The 17,392-nt window shown below is 61.5% G+C and carries 11 protein-coding genes; 4 read left to right on the top strand and 7 right to left on the bottom strand.

Going from position 1 to position 17,392, the window contains the following annotated elements; all coding sequences use genetic code 11:
* The first annotated feature begins 20 nt into the window (after positions 1-20).
* Complete coding sequence (locus CVS28_RS16190; RefSeq protein ID WP_103482161.1) at positions 21-2,474, top strand: glycoside hydrolase family 95 protein; 2,454 nt, start codon at positions 21-23, stop codon at positions 2,472-2,474.
* On the opposite strand, the gene CVS28_RS16185 is transcribed toward CVS28_RS16190, so the two are convergent.
* Genes CVS28_RS16185 through CVS28_RS16175 form a run of 3 tightly spaced genes read right to left on the bottom strand, consistent with a single transcriptional unit; the run spans position 2,456 to position 8,177 of the window.
* Positions 2,456-3,946, bottom strand: coding sequence for a glycoside hydrolase family 43 protein (locus CVS28_RS16185; RefSeq protein WP_207797241.1), 1,491 nt, complete (start codon positions 3,944-3,946; stop codon positions 2,456-2,458). The genes CVS28_RS16190 and CVS28_RS16185 overlap by 19 nt on opposite strands.
* Positions 3,943-6,156, bottom strand: coding sequence for an alpha-xylosidase (gene yicI, locus CVS28_RS16180; protein WP_103482160.1), 2,214 nt, complete (start codon positions 6,154-6,156; stop codon positions 3,943-3,945). The genes CVS28_RS16185 and yicI overlap by 4 nt, the downstream gene beginning before the upstream one ends.
* Positions 6,153-8,177, bottom strand: coding sequence for a beta-galactosidase (locus CVS28_RS16175; protein WP_165788182.1), 2,025 nt, complete (start codon positions 8,175-8,177; stop codon positions 6,153-6,155). The genes yicI and CVS28_RS16175 overlap by 4 nt, the downstream gene beginning before the upstream one ends.
* 162 nt (positions 8,178-8,339) lie before the next feature.
* On the opposite strand from CVS28_RS16175, the gene CVS28_RS16170 reads away from it, so the two are divergent.
* Complete coding sequence (locus tag CVS28_RS16170; protein WP_103465033.1) at positions 8,340-9,368, top strand: LacI family DNA-binding transcriptional regulator; 1,029 nt, start codon at positions 8,340-8,342, stop codon at positions 9,366-9,368.
* Here CVS28_RS16170 and CVS28_RS16165 read toward each other — a convergent pair.
* From CVS28_RS16165 to CVS28_RS16155, 3 genes are read right to left on the bottom strand one after another with little or no spacing between them, the layout of a single operon-like run.
* Entirely contained in the window at positions 9,365-10,309 is a 945-nt protein-coding gene (locus CVS28_RS16165) for a carbohydrate ABC transporter permease (protein WP_103482158.1), read from the bottom strand. The genes CVS28_RS16170 and CVS28_RS16165 overlap by 4 nt on opposite strands.
* Positions 10,306-11,334 (bottom strand): ABC transporter permease, encoded by a 1,029-nt coding sequence (locus CVS28_RS16160; protein WP_103465095.1) that lies wholly within the window; start codon positions 11,332-11,334, stop codon positions 10,306-10,308. Before CVS28_RS16160 ends, CVS28_RS16165 begins: the two co-directional genes overlap by 4 nt.
* A gap of 14 nt (positions 11,335-11,348) precedes the next feature.
* Complete coding sequence (locus CVS28_RS16155; protein WP_103482157.1) at positions 11,349-13,022, bottom strand: extracellular solute-binding protein; 1,674 nt, start codon at positions 13,020-13,022, stop codon at positions 11,349-11,351.
* 249 nt (positions 13,023-13,271) lie between these two features.
* Between CVS28_RS16155 and CVS28_RS16150 the strand changes: the two genes are divergently transcribed.
* Entirely contained in the window at positions 13,272-16,163 is a 2,892-nt protein-coding gene (locus CVS28_RS16150) for a beta-glucosidase (protein WP_207797240.1), read from the top strand.
* A gap of 25 nt (positions 16,164-16,188) precedes the next feature.
* On the opposite strand, the gene CVS28_RS16145 is transcribed toward CVS28_RS16150, so the two are convergent.
* Positions 16,189-16,947 (bottom strand): M50 family metallopeptidase, encoded by a 759-nt coding sequence (locus tag CVS28_RS16145; protein WP_243399933.1) that lies wholly within the window; start codon positions 16,945-16,947, stop codon positions 16,189-16,191.
* 145 nt (positions 16,948-17,092) lie between these two features.
* Here CVS28_RS16145 and CVS28_RS16140 point away from each other — a divergent pair, with 145 nt between their 5' ends.
* Positions 17,093-17,389 carry a hypothetical protein gene (locus CVS28_RS16140; protein ID WP_103465028.1) on the top strand — a complete coding sequence of 99 codons (297 nt, stop codon included), beginning with the start codon at positions 17,093-17,095 and terminating at the stop codon, positions 17,387-17,389.
* Positions 17,390-17,392: the final 3 nt, after the last annotated feature.

The raw sequence follows: 17,392 nt of genomic DNA, 5'->3' as shown, positions 1-17,392 counted from the left end.
CCCCTCGCCAGAGAGCAACCATGACACAACCCTGCCCGGCCGGTGAACTGCTGACGGATCTGACCTCGGCCAGTAGAACATCGGACGCCCACACCCTGTGGTTCGATACGCCAGCACAGGAATTTACCCAAGCCCTACCGTTGGGCAACGGGCAGCTCGGGGCCATGTGTTACGGCGGCACCCGGCAGGCCCGGATCCAGCTCAATGACGCCACTGCCTGGTCTGGGTCTCCCGGCAGCGAAGCCGCGAACGGGCCCACGCTGGTTGATGGGCCGGGCGTTGTTGCCCGGGCCCGGGAAGCCCTCGACGCCGGGGAGCACGCCGCCGCGGAGCTGGAATTGGCCACGCTGACCACGGCCCACACGCAAAGCTACCTGCCCTTTGCCGAGCTGCTGCTGGACCTGGATTTCGGCGACCCGGCGAGCCTTGAAACGCCGCTGCACTACCGCCGCGCCCTGGATTTGCGCAGCGCAGTGCATGAACACAGCTACACCGTGGCCGGTCGAACCATCACCGAGCAGGTGTATGTCTCGGCCGCTCACCAGGTGCTGGTGCTGGAGCTTCGGGTCGCCGGCGGCCGCCTGCCCAGGGTTAGCGCCGCGCTGTCCAGCCCCCTGCGGGTGGAAAAATCAACGGTGCAGCCCGGATCCCTGGGCCTGCAGCTTCGGCTGCCCACGGACGTGGCTCCCTCCCACGCCAACCCGCCCACCGGTGTGCAATACGACCAGCCCGGCCGGGAATCGTTGCGCGGCGCCGTCGTGGCGCACTGGCAGCATGACGGCACGGACCTTGACCAGGATTACGGCACGCACGACGGCGGAGTGTTGGCTGCCGCCGGCGTCTCCCGTTTGCGCATCGTCCTTTCCACCGGAACTACCTTCGTGGGATCGGCGCAGGCACTGAACACCGATCAGGCCGCGCCCCTGAAGCTGGCAACGGCGCGTGTCCAATCAGCCTCGGCACGTGCCTCCAATGAGCTTTTGGACGCCCATATTGGCGCGCACAGCGAACTCTATGACAGAGCGGAGCTGGATCTCGGCCAGCCCACCGGAGATCCGGAACACCCACTGAACCTGCGCCTGCGCCAGAGCCCCTCCGACCCGGCGCTCGCCGCCCTGCTTTTTAACTACGGCAGATACCTGCTGATCAGCAGTTCCCGCCCGGGCACCCTTGCCGGCAATCTGCAAGGGATCTGGAACGAATCCATGCAGCCGCCATGGAGCTCCAACTACACCATCAACATCAACACCCAGATGAACTATTGGGCGGCCGAGGGGGCAAACCTCGCACCATGCCATGAACCGCTCTTTGACCTCTTGGACGCCTTGTCTGTTGCAGGACGGCACACGGCACGCACCGTCTACGGGCTCGACGGCTGGGTGGCCCACCACAACAGTGACGCCTGGGCCTTCACCTCACCTGTTGCTGGCGACGCCGCATGGTCTTTCTGGCCCATGGGCGGTGCCTGGCTGGCAACGCATCTGTGGGAACACGTCCGCCACGGCGGCGGCAGCGAATTCGCTGCCGAACGGGCCTGGCCGGTCATCAAGGGTGCCAGCGAATTCGCCCTAGGCTGGCTGGTCCCGCAGCTGGATGGCACGCTGGGCACATCCCCGTCCACCTCCCCGGAAAACCACTTCCTGACAGCGGACGGCGTCATGGCGGGCGCAAGCCACAGCTCGACGGCGGACATCACCATCATCGGCAGGCTCTTCCGGGCGGCACTCGAGTTGGCACCGGCGGGGGAGCCCCTCGTAGCTGACATCCGGGATGCCTTGGAGCGCCTGCCCGCCATTGTGTTGGCGGTGGACGGCACCGTCCAGGAATGGGCCCAGCCCTTCGGTCAGCCGGAACCAACCCACAGGCACGTCTCGCACCTGTACTTTGCCTACCCCGGCGAGACCGAGCTGACCCCCACGCTGGCCCATGCCGTGGCGCGGACCCTCGACGCCCGGGGCGATGATTCCACCGGGTGGTCGCTGGCCTGGAAGCTGGCCCTGCGCGCCCGGCTCAGGGACACCGAAGCTGTCGAGCGACTCTTGGTTTTGATGTTCAGGACCGCTGGCGAGCAGCACAACCCCCATGCTGGTGGCCTGTACCCGAACATGTTCGCCGCCCACCCGCCCTTCCAGATCGACGGCAACTTTGGCTTTGTGGCAGCAGTTCTTGAGTGCCTGGTCCAAAGCCATGGCGGCAGTATTGATCTACTTCCGGCCATGCCGACGGTGTGGCCGGACGGAACTGCCCGCGGGCTGGTGGTGCGCCCCGGACTCGAACTGGACCTGGCCTGGCATTCACCCACTGGAACGCCGGCTTTGCGCTCAGCCCGGCTGCGCGCCCGCACACAGCAGACCGCAGGGGCGGTGACGCTGCGCTGGGGCGGACGCAGCGCCGTCGTGCATGTCAGTGAAAAGGACTGGACGGCGCTGGGCCCGGCGGACTTTTTAGACGCGCCTTACTCCAACGGTTCGTAGCTGACCCGGAGCAGCCGCGCCACACCGTCGAGGGCATGTACCCCGATGGTGCGGCCAGTAAAGCCGCCGGCCACCTCGGTAGAGAGGTAACGCCCGTCCAAGCGGCCGAGCTCACGTGTTCCGGTGGCATCGGCAACGGAGAAACTGAGGTCGTCCGGTCCGTTTGAGGTTGGATCCGCTGCCTCAACCATCAACTCCACACTCGATCCGGAAAGCTGCTGCTGGTCCACGACGACGTTGTGCACCGGGCCGATCTGCGCCTGCACCTGGGCAACACCGTCCACAACCCGGATCTCGTACCAGTGCCTCTCGTCCATGCGCACTCGCAGGCCGGCCGCCGTCGGCAGCTCCAACACGGCCGTGAATCGCCACCGTTCGTCCTGAGCCCGCACGGAAAGCAGGGCCGGTGCTTCGTTAATGGCTGCCGCTGCTCGAAGTGCAACCCCGCCCTCGGGATGGAAGCTGAGAAAGTCCGAGAACCCGGCACCAGGTGAGATCCAGCGCGGGGCAAGCCCGGGGCCGGTGAAATCATCGGTAAAGCCGTGCGGGGCAGGCACAGCGAATCCATCGGGCACAATGGTGGGCCAGCCACTGCGATCCCACTCTATTTTGGCCACGAAGGTCTCGCGTCCATTGACGTGGAACAGCGGAGTGCCGCCGCGCGGGCGGACACCGAGGTAGACCATGGCCCATGATCCGTCGGCGCACTCGATGAAATCCGCGTGCCCCGTATTCTGGGTGGGGAATGTGGTGCTGCGGCGGGAGAACAGCGGGTTGTTGGGCGCCGATTCGAAGGGGCCCTGCGGTGAACGCGAGCGAGCCATGGTGATGGCATGCCCCCGTTCAGTCCCGCCCTCGGAGATCAGCAGGTACCACCATTCGCCCCTCCGGAACAGGTGCGGCCCCTCCGGATATGCCAAGCCGGTGCCCTGCCACAGGCGCCGCGGAGCCTCCAACGCAATCCCGTGCTCGAGGTCGACCCGCACCTGGGCGATGCCTGAGGTTTCGGGATCATTGGAACAGAAGGTCACGTAGCAGGTGCCGTCATCGCCCCAGGCCAGATCTGGATCTATGCCGTTCAATCCGGGGATGATGACAGCGGCGGACCATGGCCCCTGCGGGTTGGTTGCGGAGACCAAAAGTTGCCCGGGCTCTCCCGAGACGTTGGTGGTGATCATCCAGAACCGACCGTCGTGATGGCGGATCGTGGGGGCGTAAATTCCACCGTTGGACCCTGCGGCTCCGGCCGAAAATTGGTCGGCGCGGTCCAGGATGTTCCCGATCTGCGTCCAGTTCACCAGGTCGGAGCTGCGCCACAACGGCACGCCCGGTGAATACTCGAAGGAGGAATTGACCAGGTAGTAGTCGTCGCCGACGCGGCAAATCGAAGGGTCGGGATGGAATCCCCGGATGACCGGGTGCTCCGCTGCTGAGAGCATCCGCTCAGTAATGATGCTCTGGTCGATGCTCATTTGATCCCGGCGTTATCGACGCGTTCGACGGCGGCGACGTGGCTTCCGCTGCTGCTCACGTTCGTCACGGTGACGTCAAAGACGGCGCTGCCGCCGCCCTGCTGGGGAATTCGCACGATCGACTGTTGGCCCTCGGTGGGGGCAAAAGCTACGAACTCAACCTCCCTTGACCAATCATATTCTGGCCTGTCGCAGACGGTTCCCAGCGGGATTACAGCACCCTGCCGGACATAGGTGGCGGCTTGGAATACCGAGAAGGTCTTGGTGTGCCAGCCCGGTCCGCTGATCTGCCCACCGGTTTCAAGATGAGTCCAGGTTCCCTCGGGCAGGTAGAACTGAACAGTACCGCTGGCGTCCATGACCGGGGCAACCAGCAAATCCGGGCCCAGCAGGTATTGGCGATCCAGGCCAGCACAGCCCGGGTCCTGCGGAAATTCAAGGAACATGGGGCGCATCATGGGCGTCCCTGAGGCATACGCCTCCTCGGCACTGGCCAGCAGATAGGGCATCAGGCGCATCTTAAGTTCGGTGAAGTGTTTGAGAACCTCACTGGACTCATCGTCCACCAGCCACGGGACCCGGTAAGAGTTGGAACCGTGCAGGCGTGAATGTGAGGACAACAGACCAAAGGCAATCCAGCGCTTGAAGATATCCGGGTCCGGGGTTCCCTCGAAGCCGCCGATATCGTGGCTCCAAAACCCAAAACCCGAGGATGCCAGTGACAATCCGCCACGCAATGACTCGGACATTGCGGCGAACGTCGATTCGCAGTCTCCGCCCCAGTGGACGGGCAGCTTTTGCCCGCCGGCAGTGGCGGAGCGGGCAAAGAGGACTGCCTCACCAGCGCCCAGCTCCTTGGTCAGCAGGTCAAAGACCACCTGGTTGTAGAGCTGCGCGTAGTAGTTGTGCATGCGTTCGGGGCTGGAACCGTCGTGCCAGCGGACGTTGGTGGGAATCCGTTCGCCAAAGTCTGTTTTGAAGGAATCCACGCCCTGGCCCAGCAGGGTGCGCAACTTGTCCTGGTACCAGCGGGTGGCTTCCGGGTTGGTGAAGTCCACCAGTGCCATGCCCGCCTGCCACATGTCCCACTGCCAGAGGGAGCCATCCTCCTTTTTTACCAGGTACCCCAGCTCCATGCCTTCCTTGAACAGGTAGGAGCGTTGGGCGATGTAGGGGTTGATCCAGACGCAAACCTTCAGGCCGCGGTCGTGCAAACGTGCCAACATGCCCTCAGGGTCCGGGAACGTGGCGGGGTCCCAGATGAAATCTGACCAGTGGAAAGCACGCATCCAGTGGCAGTCAAAGTGGAAAACTGACAACGGCAGGCCGCGCTGCTCCATGCCGTCAATGAATCCCATGACAGTTTCTTCGTTGTAGTTGGTGGTGAACGAGGTGGAGAGCCACAGCCCGTAGGACCAGGCCGGAATCCGGGACGGGCGTCCCGTCAGTTCCGTGTAGCGGGCCAAAATATCCTTCGGGGTGTCCCCATGAATGACAAAATACTGCAGCTTCTGGCCTTCAACACTGAACTGTGTGCGGGAAACAACTTCCGAGCCCACCTCAAAGGACACCTGTTCCGGATGGTTGACGAAGATCCCGTAACCGCTATTTGTCAGGTAAAAGGGCACATTCTTATAGGCGAGGTCGCTGGAGGTGCCGCCGTCCTCATTCCAGATGTCAACTGACTGGCCGTTCTTGACGAAGGCGCCGAACCGTTCGCCTAAGCCGTACACATTGGTTCCAACGCCGAGCGTGAGCTGTTCGTGCACGAAGTTCTTGCCTGCGGCATCGCTGATGAGGCCGATGCTGCGGGGTACGGAACTGGTGAGCACGTGGCCGCCGGCCATGAAGTCAACGCCCCAGGCGCCGTCGGTCTTGATTCGTGCACTCAAGGCGCCCGAGGCGTACACCGTCTCCGTCTCGCCGATCGCTATGTTGACCTCCGGGTTGGTCTCCGCCACCTCGAAATGCGGGCCCAGATCCAAGGCGCCTTGAAAATGTTCAATGGTTACGGAGATGACGTCCGGCAATGGCGAATCAAAGGTGATGGTCAGCTGCGGGCAGTTGAGTGCGTCGCCACGGGCATTGATGGGCTGGGTGGGGGCGTACACCGAAAGCTTGCTGCCTTCGGCGACAACATCTGAAACGTCCTGGGGGTTGAGTGCGGTGATTCCTGGGCGGTGCATCCAGTAGCCGTCGGTGAATTTCATGAAAATACTCGATTCGTTTTTTGTGAAAGTACAGTGGCCCCGTACGGGGGAAGGGTGATGCTGGTGGTGGTGCCGTGGTTGCCGGGCATGTCCACGGAGCAGGTGGCGGGACCGTGGTTGAGTAGGAAGAGCTTGCCTGCGCGCTCTACGGCTTCGACGTCGTCGGGCAGCCCCTGCGGCACCGGAATTTCAATACCAGCCGCGGTAACGGCGGAGATGACCAGTGATGCCAAGGCTGGGGCGGGAAGATCTGCCCCGACGTACCAAGCCTCCCCGGCACCCCACGGATTTGCCGTCACGGCAGCTTGCCCCGCCAAACGACCCCCAGCAAAGCAGGCCAGAGTCCGCGTGTGGGCACCGTGGACTTCCAGATCCTCAGACCACAGGGTTGCGTGGGTGTCTGGGACGCCCGCATCCGCGTCAGGACTGGTAAAAACTAGGGGGACGGGCTCTGCCAAGGGCAGCCACTCTTCACCAGAAACACCCAAAACGTTGGACAGGATCTTGGGGAAGCGGCCCGTAGCCAGCTTGGCCTCCTCATCGGCTACGGCGCTGAAAGGACCCACCAGGATGTGCCCGCCGTCCGCGACATAGTGCTCTAACGCAGTGGCTTGTTCCTGTCCCACAATGAACAGGTTGGGCAGCAGCACTAGGTCAAAGCGTTTCAACGCCGAGTCAGGATGCACAACTTCCACGGACAAGCCATGCCGCAGCAACGGCTGGTAGTAGGCCAGTAGCTGGTCCATGACTTTGAGCCGCGACGAGGGGCGGGCTGCGGACTCCGCCGCCCACCAACTGGACCAGTCGAACAAGATCGCGATCTTTGCCTGGCTGGTGGTGCCGGCCAGTGCCCCCAATTGGGCCATTTCGGCTCCCAACGCGGCAGCTTCGCGGAACACCCGGGTCTCGGCTCCGGCCAGTGGAACCACTGCAGAGTGGAACCTTTCGGCGCCGAAAGCCGATTGCCGAAACTGGAAGAAGCACACGCCGTCGGCGCCGCGGGCCACGGCTGAGAGTGCGTCGACTCGCAAGGCTCCGGGGTCTTTGGCCACATTGTGGGGGCGCCAGTTCACCGCCGAGGTGGCAGACTCCATCAACAACCAGGGTGTCCCTCCGGCGAGGCCGCGGCACAGATCGTGAGTCAGCGAACCTAGCTGCCACGACTGCCGATCGCCTGGATCCGTGTACCAGTCATTGGCCACGAAGTCCGTTTCCTTGGCCAACTTAAAGTAGTCCAGGCCCGGAAAGAATCCCATCATGTTGGTGGTGACGGGATGGACGGTGTCATGGCGTGTGATGATGTCCCGCTCTGCCCGGTACAAGGAAATCAGTTGGTCAGAGGTAAAGCGTTTGAAATCCAACTCCTGGCTGGGATTGCCAATATACGGGGCGCTGCGTGGTGGCAGGATCTCTTCCCATGTTGAATATTGCTGGGACCAGAACGTGGTGCCCCAGGCCGCGTTGACGCGTTCCAGTGAGGTGTGCCTGTCCATGAGCCAGCGGCGAAATGCGCACGCTGTTTCGTCGTCGTAACTAATCTGGCCCAGTTCATTGCCCACATGCCACATGGCCAAGGCCGGGTGGTCAGAGTATCTTGCTGCCAGTTGCTCAGTGATGCGGGCCGCGGCTGCGCGATATTGAGTCGATGAGGGGTTGAATTGGTTGCGTGAGCCGTACCAAAGTGTGTGACCGTGGGCATCCGTGGGCAGAGTCCGAGGATATTTTTTCCCCAGCCAAGGAGGGGGTGATGCCGTCGGGGTTGCCAGGCTGACCCTGATGCCGCCAGCATGCAACAAGTCCAACACCTCATCTAACCAAGCAAAATTCCATTGGCCCTCTGCCGGTTCCAGCTGCGCCCAGCTGAACACACCGACTGTGACCAGATTGATCCCGGCTTCCTGCATGAGCCTGATGTCCTCCGGCCAACTTTCCCGGGGCCACTGTTCAGGGTTGTAGTCGGCCCCGAAGAGCAGCCCGTCACTCGGCATTGACGGTGCCAATCCGAGGCGTTGCTTGTTCATGAAATTCCTTCTGGCATAAGTAGTCTGAATCGAAACTGAAGCTGCGTATTTCGACGAAATTCTTTGCATGTTTGTGGATATGTCTTGAAAAATGTGCTCAGATTGTATCGAAGCGGTTCGCTACGATGGTGAGCTTGGGATGGGCTGAAAAAGGAGTGTGGCATGGCCACGATGAATGATGTTGCCAGGGCCGCCGGGGTATCCACCAGCACTGTGTCGTATGTGCTCAGCGGGAAGCGGACCATTTCCGCTGACACCCGGAATCAGGTTCTGGCCGCCATTGAAAAACTCGGTTACAGTCCCCACGCTGGCGCTCGTGCACTTGCCTCGAACAGGTCCAATGTTTTGGGGCTTGTGGTGCCTTTGCGCGATGACGTCAACGTCAGCGTTGTGATGCAGTTTGTTGCCGCGGTGGTGACTACGGCACGCAACTTCGAGCAGGACGTGCTGCTCTTGACCCAGGACGACATCGGTGGCATTGAACGGGTGACGTCTCAATCGGTGGTTGATGGTCTGGTCATGATGGACATCGAGGCCAGGGACCCGCGAATCCCGCTGCTGGCCAAGATGCGCAAGCCTGCAGTTTTGATTGGGGTACCCGATGATGCCCACGGTCTGAGCTGCGTTGACTTTGATTTCGCCGCAGCGTCCCGGGTTTCCGTCCGTCACTTGGTGGAGCTGGGTCATCGCCGGATTGCCCTGATCGGCTCTCCGCAAGCATCCCTTGAACGGCATGCGACCTACGCCGATCGAGTGCGCAGTGGCTTCGAGGAGGCCTGCCGAAACGCCGGCGCCCACTTCGCCAGCCGCGCCTGTGAGCCAACCTCGAGTGCCTTGGTTGAGGCGCTCCAGGAACTCGTCACGGGACCACAGGCAGCAACGGGTCTTGTAGTGCACAACGAATTCCTGATCCCGTTCCTGCGGGACACCCTCGCCACCATGGGCTTGAGGGTTCCCGAGGACCTGTCCATCGTGGCCATCGCCCCCACCGACGTGGCGTTGGCCAGCACCGTTCCGTGGACTGCTGTGAGCATCCCCGCGCACGACATTGGCAGGACCGCCGTCGAGATGGTCATGGAGCGGATGCATTCCGAGAAGCCGACGGAGGTGCGCTTGATTGTGCCCACGCTGGTCGAACGTGGCACCACTGTGGCTGTGACAAGCGAATCCAAGGATGGGCGAGTGCATTAGCCCTTCACCGCACCAATCATGACGCCCTTGGTGAAGTGCTTTTGTACGAACGGGTACACAAACAGGATCGGCACCATGGCCACAACGATCACAGCCATCTGCAGGGCCAATGATGCGGCTACTCCCTGTCCGACGGCGATTTGACCGGGCACGGAAACGCCCTGCAGTACGTAGGACCGCAGCACCACCTGAAGGGGGTTCTTCGAACTGTCGTTGATGTACAAGATGGCGTTGAAGAACGCGTTCCAGTAGCCCACGCCGTAGAACAGTGCGATCACGGCGGTGACAGCCTTGGACATCGGCATGACGATCTGAGCCAGGATGCGCCACTCGCTGGCGCCGTCAATCCGGGCGCTGTCCAAGATGCCTTGATCGATGCCCATGAAGAACCCGCGCAAAATGATGATGTTGAACACGGAGATACAGCTGGGCAGGATCAGTGCCGCGTAGCTGTCGATCATGCCCAGGCCGGAGACCAATAGGTAGGACGGGATCATGCCGGCTGCGAAGAACATGGTGATCAACAAGACGAACAGAAGCGGCGTGTGTGCCAAGGTGCCGGGGCGGGACAGTCCGTACGCGCACAGTACTGAGACCACCATGCTCAAGATGGTGCCGACGGCCGTAATGCCGACGCTGACCATGATGGCCCGGGTGACAACACCGCCTGTGAAGATTTGCCGGTACGCGTCCCAGCTGATTTCGCCGGGGATAATCACCAGCCCCCCGGCGTTGGTGATGGTGGACTGGGAGGACAAGCTGGTTAGGACGATTGTGTATAGGGGCAGCAGCACGGCTAGGACGACAACGATCAACGTCGCTGACTTGGCCGCCTTGACAGTGAGTGAGGGTTCCTCTTCCCACGCTGCACGGGCAGGTGTCTCATTGCGTGGCCAGCGCAGGCCGGCCGGTTTCTTCTGGGACTTCTCGATGGTGGTCATTTTTTGGAGTACACCCCTGCTTCGCCGAATAGGTGGGCAATCTTGTTGGCCCCGAGGATCAGTGCCAGCGACACCAAGCCCTTGAGGAGCCCGGCGGCTGCGGCATAACTCCAGTCGCCGTTTTGGACACCGGTGTAGTAAACGAAGGTGTCGAGAACTTCCGAGGCGCCGGCGCCTACAGCATCGCGTTGCAAGATCAGCTGTTCGAAGCCGACCGACAAGGAATCGCCAAGACGCAAGATCAGAAGCAAGATGATGACCGGTCGCAAACCGGGCAAGGTGATGTGCCACATGCGGCTCCATCTGTTGGCCCCATCCACCGCAGCCGCCTCATATTGTGAGGGGTCGATGGCGTTCAATGCCGCCAGGAACACGATCATGCCCCAGCCAGCATCCTTCCAAATAGATTGGGAGGTGATCAGGAACAAGAAGGTGTCCGGGTTGGTCATGATGTCCAGCCCCTGCCAACCATGGGCCAGCAGCTGCTGGTTGAGCAACCCTGCCCCACCCAGAATCTGTTGAAATACGGCAACCACTAAAACCCATGAAAAGAAATGGGGTAGGTAGACGATTGCTTGGATGGTGGCGCGCAGTGACGGACGCACGAGCGAATTGAGCAAGATCGCCAGGACAATGGGAATGGGGAAGAAGAAGAAAAGCTGGAACGCAGTAATGACCAGGGTGTTCTTGACGGCAACCCAGAAGTTGGAATCACTGAGAACCCTGGCAAAGTTGTCCAAACCAACCCACGGGCTGTTCGCGATTCCCACGAACGGGGAGTAGTCCTGAAACGCCACAATATTGCCCATGATGGGTACGTAGGCGAAAACTGCCAACAGCAGAACCGCCGGCAACGTCATGAAGATCAAGGATTTGTCACGGCGGAATCTCGCCTTGAGACCGAGGCTGGACCTGACGCCAGGGGCCAGCTTGGACTTGTTACGGGTTTTGGTGGAGTCGGCGCGCCCGCCTGGCGCGCCGTTTCCCGTGACGGCATCAGTGTCCGTCTTCAACAGGGTGCTCATGGAACGCTGCCCGCTCACGCGCTCAGGAATCCGGTGTAGAACTCCCGGAGCTCATCGCCACCGTTCTTCTTCCACGTGGCAATCGCGGCATCTAGATCGCTGATCTTCTTGCGGCCGCGGGCAATGTCCATGGCCAGATCGTCAAAGGGCTTGCTCAGTGAACCGAACTTGCTGGGCTCTTCGATCTGCAGGCCAAAGAACTCCGGCTCCTTGACGAACGGGGCCTGGCGGGCCTCCCACTCGCTGGCGGACTGCACGTAGCCCGGGTACTGGACCTTTGCGTTGACGATGGGGGAGTTGACCAGGAACGCGTAAGTGCTTGCCACTTCCGCGCGACCCTTATCGGTTGTCTGGGGAATGTTCTGATCGTCCTTGGTGAAGTGGACGCCTTCAACGCCGAAGTTGATCAGCTGGTATTCCTCGGTTCCAAACGGGGCTGCCATGTAGTTTGCCAGCGCGAGCAATTCCTCGATCTTGGTTTTGTCGCTGTTCTTCTTGATGAAGCTGAAGATGCTGGCCGGGGAGCCCTGGAAGAGGGTGGGCTTGCCTCCGTCGGCAGAGAAGAAATCCATGGGTTGCATGTCGTATTTGGGGTTGGTGGGCAGTACCCGGGCCAATGATTCATGCCAACTGCCCAGCCCGTCAGTGGACATGAGGGAGGCGCCGGATTCAAAGCGGGACTTGGCCTGCTGCAAGTTGCCGGCGACGGCGTCGGGGTGAACCGCGCCGGAGGCGAAGAGTTTGGCGATCCATTCCAGAGCTGCGCGGTATTCATCGGTTTCCACCTTGTTGACCAGAGCGCCGTCAACGAGATCCCATTTCGGGACCACTCCGAACATCAGCTGCGCACCGTTCCAAACATCCTCGGAACCCCAACGCTTCTTGGCCGGGTCCGTCAGTTCCTTGGCGATGGACAGATATTCATCGGCACTCTTGGGGGCTTCCAGACCCATCTCCGTAAAGATGTCCTTGCGGTAGAAAATGGCGTCAGTAATGAGCGTGGACGGGTAAGGGAGACCGTAGAGTCCGTCGGCGAAGGCGCTGAATTTCCAGGCCGCTGTGGGGATGTTGGCGAGGTTGGGGTACTTTTTGGCCTTGTCGCCAGCCAAGTACGGGGAAAGGTCTTCAAAGACGGTGGTCACGGCTTGGCTAAAGCGCGGAGGCAGGTTCCACGAGGGGATGACCACCCAGTCGGGGACGTCCTTGGGGGAGGCTAGGACTGTCTGGATCTTATCCCCGTAGCTGTTTCCATCGTTGACCTGGAAATCGATGGTGGCGCCGAGGGCTTTGTTGACTGCTTGGTAGTAACTGTTGTCAGCCAAGGCCGGCGGTACTGTCCACCAGGCGGGGGTCATGGCTTTGTAGCTTCCACCCTTGCCCGGAACTTCAGTGACGGATTTGACCAAGGTGGCAGGGATGGTGGTGAATCCCGGAGTTGAACCGTTGACGCTGGCAATGTCAGGGGTCACCAGATCGATGGGGACGTAGCTGGGGACAACTTTCGCCACTGAATCAGCCAAACCCAAGGAAGATGTCACTTGGGCCTTGCTGGCGCCGTTGCTGCAGGATGTCAGGACGGCCGCCGTGCTCAGGGCAACGGCGGAGATACCTGCAAGTCCCAGAAAAGACCTACGGTTGAGATTCTTGGTGCCAAGGCCTGTGGGTGTTGCCGATTCATGCTTCTTCATAATGTGTCACTCCTTTGTGATGGTGTGTCTCATGGATTCTTCGGTGCGGGTCCAGCACCCGAAGGAAAAGATTGGAAAATCGTTGAAGAATGTGTCGATGCGCTTCGATTGAGTCGAGCCTAAGGCATGTGGTGTCAATCACGCAACAATATTTTGTGCTGTACCTCACAGGTATATTGATGTAAGAATGAAACGCAATCCCGTACGCAAGCGCTTAAACAGCAAATGCCTAATCCTTGAGGACCAGTCATGCTTCTGCCCCCTGCCCACCCATTGATGGCGTCCACTGATTCGGCATCCACGACACAGCCAGCAGTGCACGGCGGGATTGCTGAGGCACTGCTGGCGCAGCTGAGCACGGCAGAGAAACTGGCCATGCTGCATCAGCATTCTCCGGGCGTGGAACTATTGGGTATTGCCGCGTTCCAGACCGGCACCGAAGGAGCACACGGCGTGGCCTGGCTGGGGAAGGCAACAGTTTTCCCGCAGCCCGTGGGACTAGCTGCCACGTGGGATGAGGATCTGTTGCGTCGCGTGGGTGAAGCGGTGGGGGTCGAAGTGCGTTCAAAACACGCGGCAGATCCATCGATCAGCCTCAACGTGTGGGCGCCGGTGGTCAACCCGCTGCGGCACCCGTTGTGGGGGCGGAACGAGGAGGGTTTTTCCGAAGATCCGGTGCTGACAGGCAAGCTGGCGTCGGCCTTCTGCCAGGGCTTGCGTGGCAATGACCCAAATGTTTGGCAAACTACTCCCACCCTCAAGCATTTTCTGGGTTACAACAATGAGGTGGACCGTAACGTCTCCTCCACGCAGCTGCGCGCCAGGGTGTTGCACGAATATGAACTGCCCGCCTACAGCACGCCCATCGCCGATGGTGCCGTGGGTGCCGTCATGCTCTCCTACAATCTCGTCAACGGCATGCCCGCCCACGTTTCGGACCTGGTGGCGGAGCACTTGCGCCAGTGGCCCGGAGGCTCCGAGCTGACGATTGTGACAGATGCTGGTGCGCCCACGAGCTTGTATAAGGCCGAGAAGTATTTTCCTGACGCCCCGGCAGCCTATGCTGCTGCGCTGTTGGCCGGGGTGGACAATTTCACTGACGACGGCGCAGATTCCGCGCCCTCAATTTCGCATCTGGAGCAGGCACTTGAGCGCGGGCTGATTTCCATGGACGACGTCGACGCCAGTGTCCTGCGGCTGCTGCGCCTGCGCGCGGCCACCGGGGAATTCGGTGCCGAAACGAACCCGTACGCGGATGGGCCCGATGGGGCCAGTCAAAGCGAAGCGCACCGGCTGCTGGCCAGTGAAGCAGCGGCCAAATCCGTGGTCCTACTGGCCAATAATGCGCCGGCCGCTTCAACTGAAAATTCGACGCCGGGCCCCTTGCTGCCGCTGTCAGCTGCACCCGGGCAGGTGGCCGTGATCGGTGCGCTGGGAACTCACGTTCTCACCGACTGGTACAGCGGGACGCCGGAGTATTCGCTCAGCCTTGCTGAGGGGCTTGGCGAGCTTTACCCAGAGGTGGCAGCAGTTGGCGGGCATGATGTGGTGGCCCTGCGCAGCATCCGCACCGGATGTTATTTGGGCAGCGCCGGTGACACGGCAGCCCTGGCGGCAACGTCCGCGGCGGCGGGCGCGGACCAGCTCTTTGAACTGCAGGATTGGGGCGGCGGGGAAGTCACTCTGCGCGCACGATCGAACGGGCTGCTGCTGGCTGCCGGAAATGACGGCTATCTGTACCCGAGCGCCAGCAGAGTTGGCGGCTGGATTGTCCAGGAAACCTTCCGCCTGCACCGCGGCAGCGACGGCTGCGTGCGGATTCAGCATGTTGGCACCGGAAAATGGGTGCACGTGGAAACTCATACTGGCAGTGCATTGCTGGTGGCCGGCACCATCGAGGTTGCCGATACTTTTACCCTCAGGATGGCCGGAAATGGCTTGGAAGCTGCGGCGAAGGCGGCCGCCGCGGCGAGTGTCGCCGTCGTCGTGGTTGGAAACGATCCCCACCTGGGTGGGCGGGAAACACTGGACCGGTGCACTCTGGAGCTTGCCCAGCGCGACCAGGAGATGGTGCAGGTGGTGCGTGAAGCCAACCCCAATACGGTCCTGGTGATTATTTCCTCTTACCCGTACGCTCTGGGTGAATTGGCGAGTGTGCCGGCGATTTTGTGGTCCTCGCACGCAGGCCAGGAACTGGGTCACGGACTGGCGGCAGTGATTTCCGGGTCGGCTGAGCCTTACGGACGGCTCCCACAGACGTGGTTTGCCAAGGACTCGGACCTGCCCGATATTTTGGACTATGACATCATCGCGGCCGGCGCTACTTACCAGTATTCGACAGCTGAACCGCTTTACGCAATGGGCCACGGCCTGGGCTATGCCGAGGTTGAGTACAGCGAACTGCTCGTTGCCGATCACGGCGGGCAGGGGATTGAGGTGACGGTCACCGTGCGCAACACCGGACCACGGGATGCGCAAGAACTGGTCCAGATATATGTCGCAGCGCCGGGACATCGCTTTGAGTTCCCGCACCGTCTCCTGGCCGGCCACAGCAGGGTCCAAGTACCAGCAGGCGAGCAGCGCCGCGTTACCGTGAGGGTTGCGCGCGAGCGATTGGCCACCTTTAGCGTCACGGCCCTGCGCATGCTCACGGAGCCTGGTGAGTATATTTTCTTGGCCGGTAAATCAGCCGCAGACCTGCCCCTTGCGGCAAGAGTGGTCCTATCCGGTGCGGGCAGCCCTGACAGGCAAGCCGGGGATCAGGTGCGCGCCGAGCATTTTGATGCTGCCCATGGTCTGGAACTGGTGCCCGAAACCCACCTCCGTGGGACGGCCGTCGCTGTGCTGGCGGGGCATCAGAGGGCAGTGGCACAATACCGCAACTGGGCCAGTGCCCCAGCCTCGGTTCCGGCAGGCCCGGCTGGCCGAGGCATGGTGCGCGTCGCCAGGAGCGACGGCGGACACCTCGCCTTTGAGCGGGCAGGGGCAGCAGGGAGTTGGGTGCCGTGGGTGGCGCTGGATATACCAGCCGGGAGCAGTGGCGAGATGAGCTTCGAGCTGCCATCTCACCGTGGTGCAGCGACTGCGGATATTCGCATGGTCATTTCCGGCGCCGTCGTGGTGGCTGCTTTCCGGCTCTAGCTCCCGCCCACTGCCGGGCTTAGGTCTAGCGGGCCAGCATGCCCCACAGCAGGTATGCCGAGCACACGGCTGAGCCGGCGATCATGATGGCAAAGCCGCTAAGCCAGATGAACGACGGCGCACCGGTGGACTGAGCGAGGATGTAGGCGTCGGAGCTGGCTAGTTGATTGCGGCGTCGGGTGTGGACGGCCGCCACCTTGAAAAAGTCACGGACCGAGCCGACGCCCAGGGCGATGCCCAGAGTCAAGATCACATAGTTGACGGTTTGCTGATTGGCGAACATGACTAGGCATTGGGCAATGGCTGCGCTCACTAGGGCCACCATGATGCCGGTGAAATTGCGCAGGAAGATCAACGCCACCAGGAGCACCAATGCGCCCACGGATGCGGCGGCGCCTGCCCAGCCGGCTGATACGGACCAGACTAGTGCCAAGCCAACCACGGCAGGGGCTGGGTAGCCCCAAAAACCTGACCAGGTGGCGCTAAATCCGCGCCGACCGCTGCTGACCAGCTGCCCTGAATGATCAAGCCCAATCTTGAGGCCGTGCACAAACCGGCCGGTCATCAGGGCGGCAAAGGCGTGGCCGAGCTCGTGCACAAACGTCACGTAGAGGCCAAACCAACGCCAGGTCACTCGCGGGATGCTCAGAATCACTGCGGCAGCAACAATGCCAAGTAAAAGTGCGACAGGGACTGCGGGGGTCTCCGCATGGACAAAACCCGACAACACCGACTGCCACCAAGAGTCGACAGCGGTGAGGGGTTGCAGTTGCTCAGTAATCACCCAAGGAAGCTTATGCGAAGCGGCTGTGAGTTCCCGCGCGCTCCCGAGCAGCTGCCGGCGCATTCAAAAAATCGAGGGCTGGAGTGCTGGCCAGCGCACTATCCTGATCAAGAAACTCTGGCCGGCAAGCGTTAGGCTGGAACGTGTGATCGAGCCGACAAACACCACACGCCGTTTTGAGCTGACCCTGCGCAAGCCTTGGCTGGGCTGGTTCCCCAAGCCCACAGTCGTTGTGGACGGGGTGGCCCAGCCAACCCAGTGGGGAACCAGGAACTGGAAGGTTCCTGGCGCAGATGCAGCAACTGTGACCATTTTCCTGTTCAACCGGATATGGAAATTTGGCGAAGTGAACTTCACGGTTGAACCGGGCGCATCGGTTCCGCTGGTGTACTCGGCGCCGTGGCTGCCTTTCCTGCCTGGCACGATCAGGCCAGCGGCATAAGCG

This window comes from Arthrobacter glacialis (genome assembly GCF_002909415.1).
In the GTDB taxonomy this organism is placed as follows: domain Bacteria; phylum Actinomycetota; class Actinomycetes; order Actinomycetales; family Micrococcaceae; genus Specibacter; species Specibacter glacialis.
This window is presented reverse-complemented; position numbering and strand designations above follow the sequence as displayed.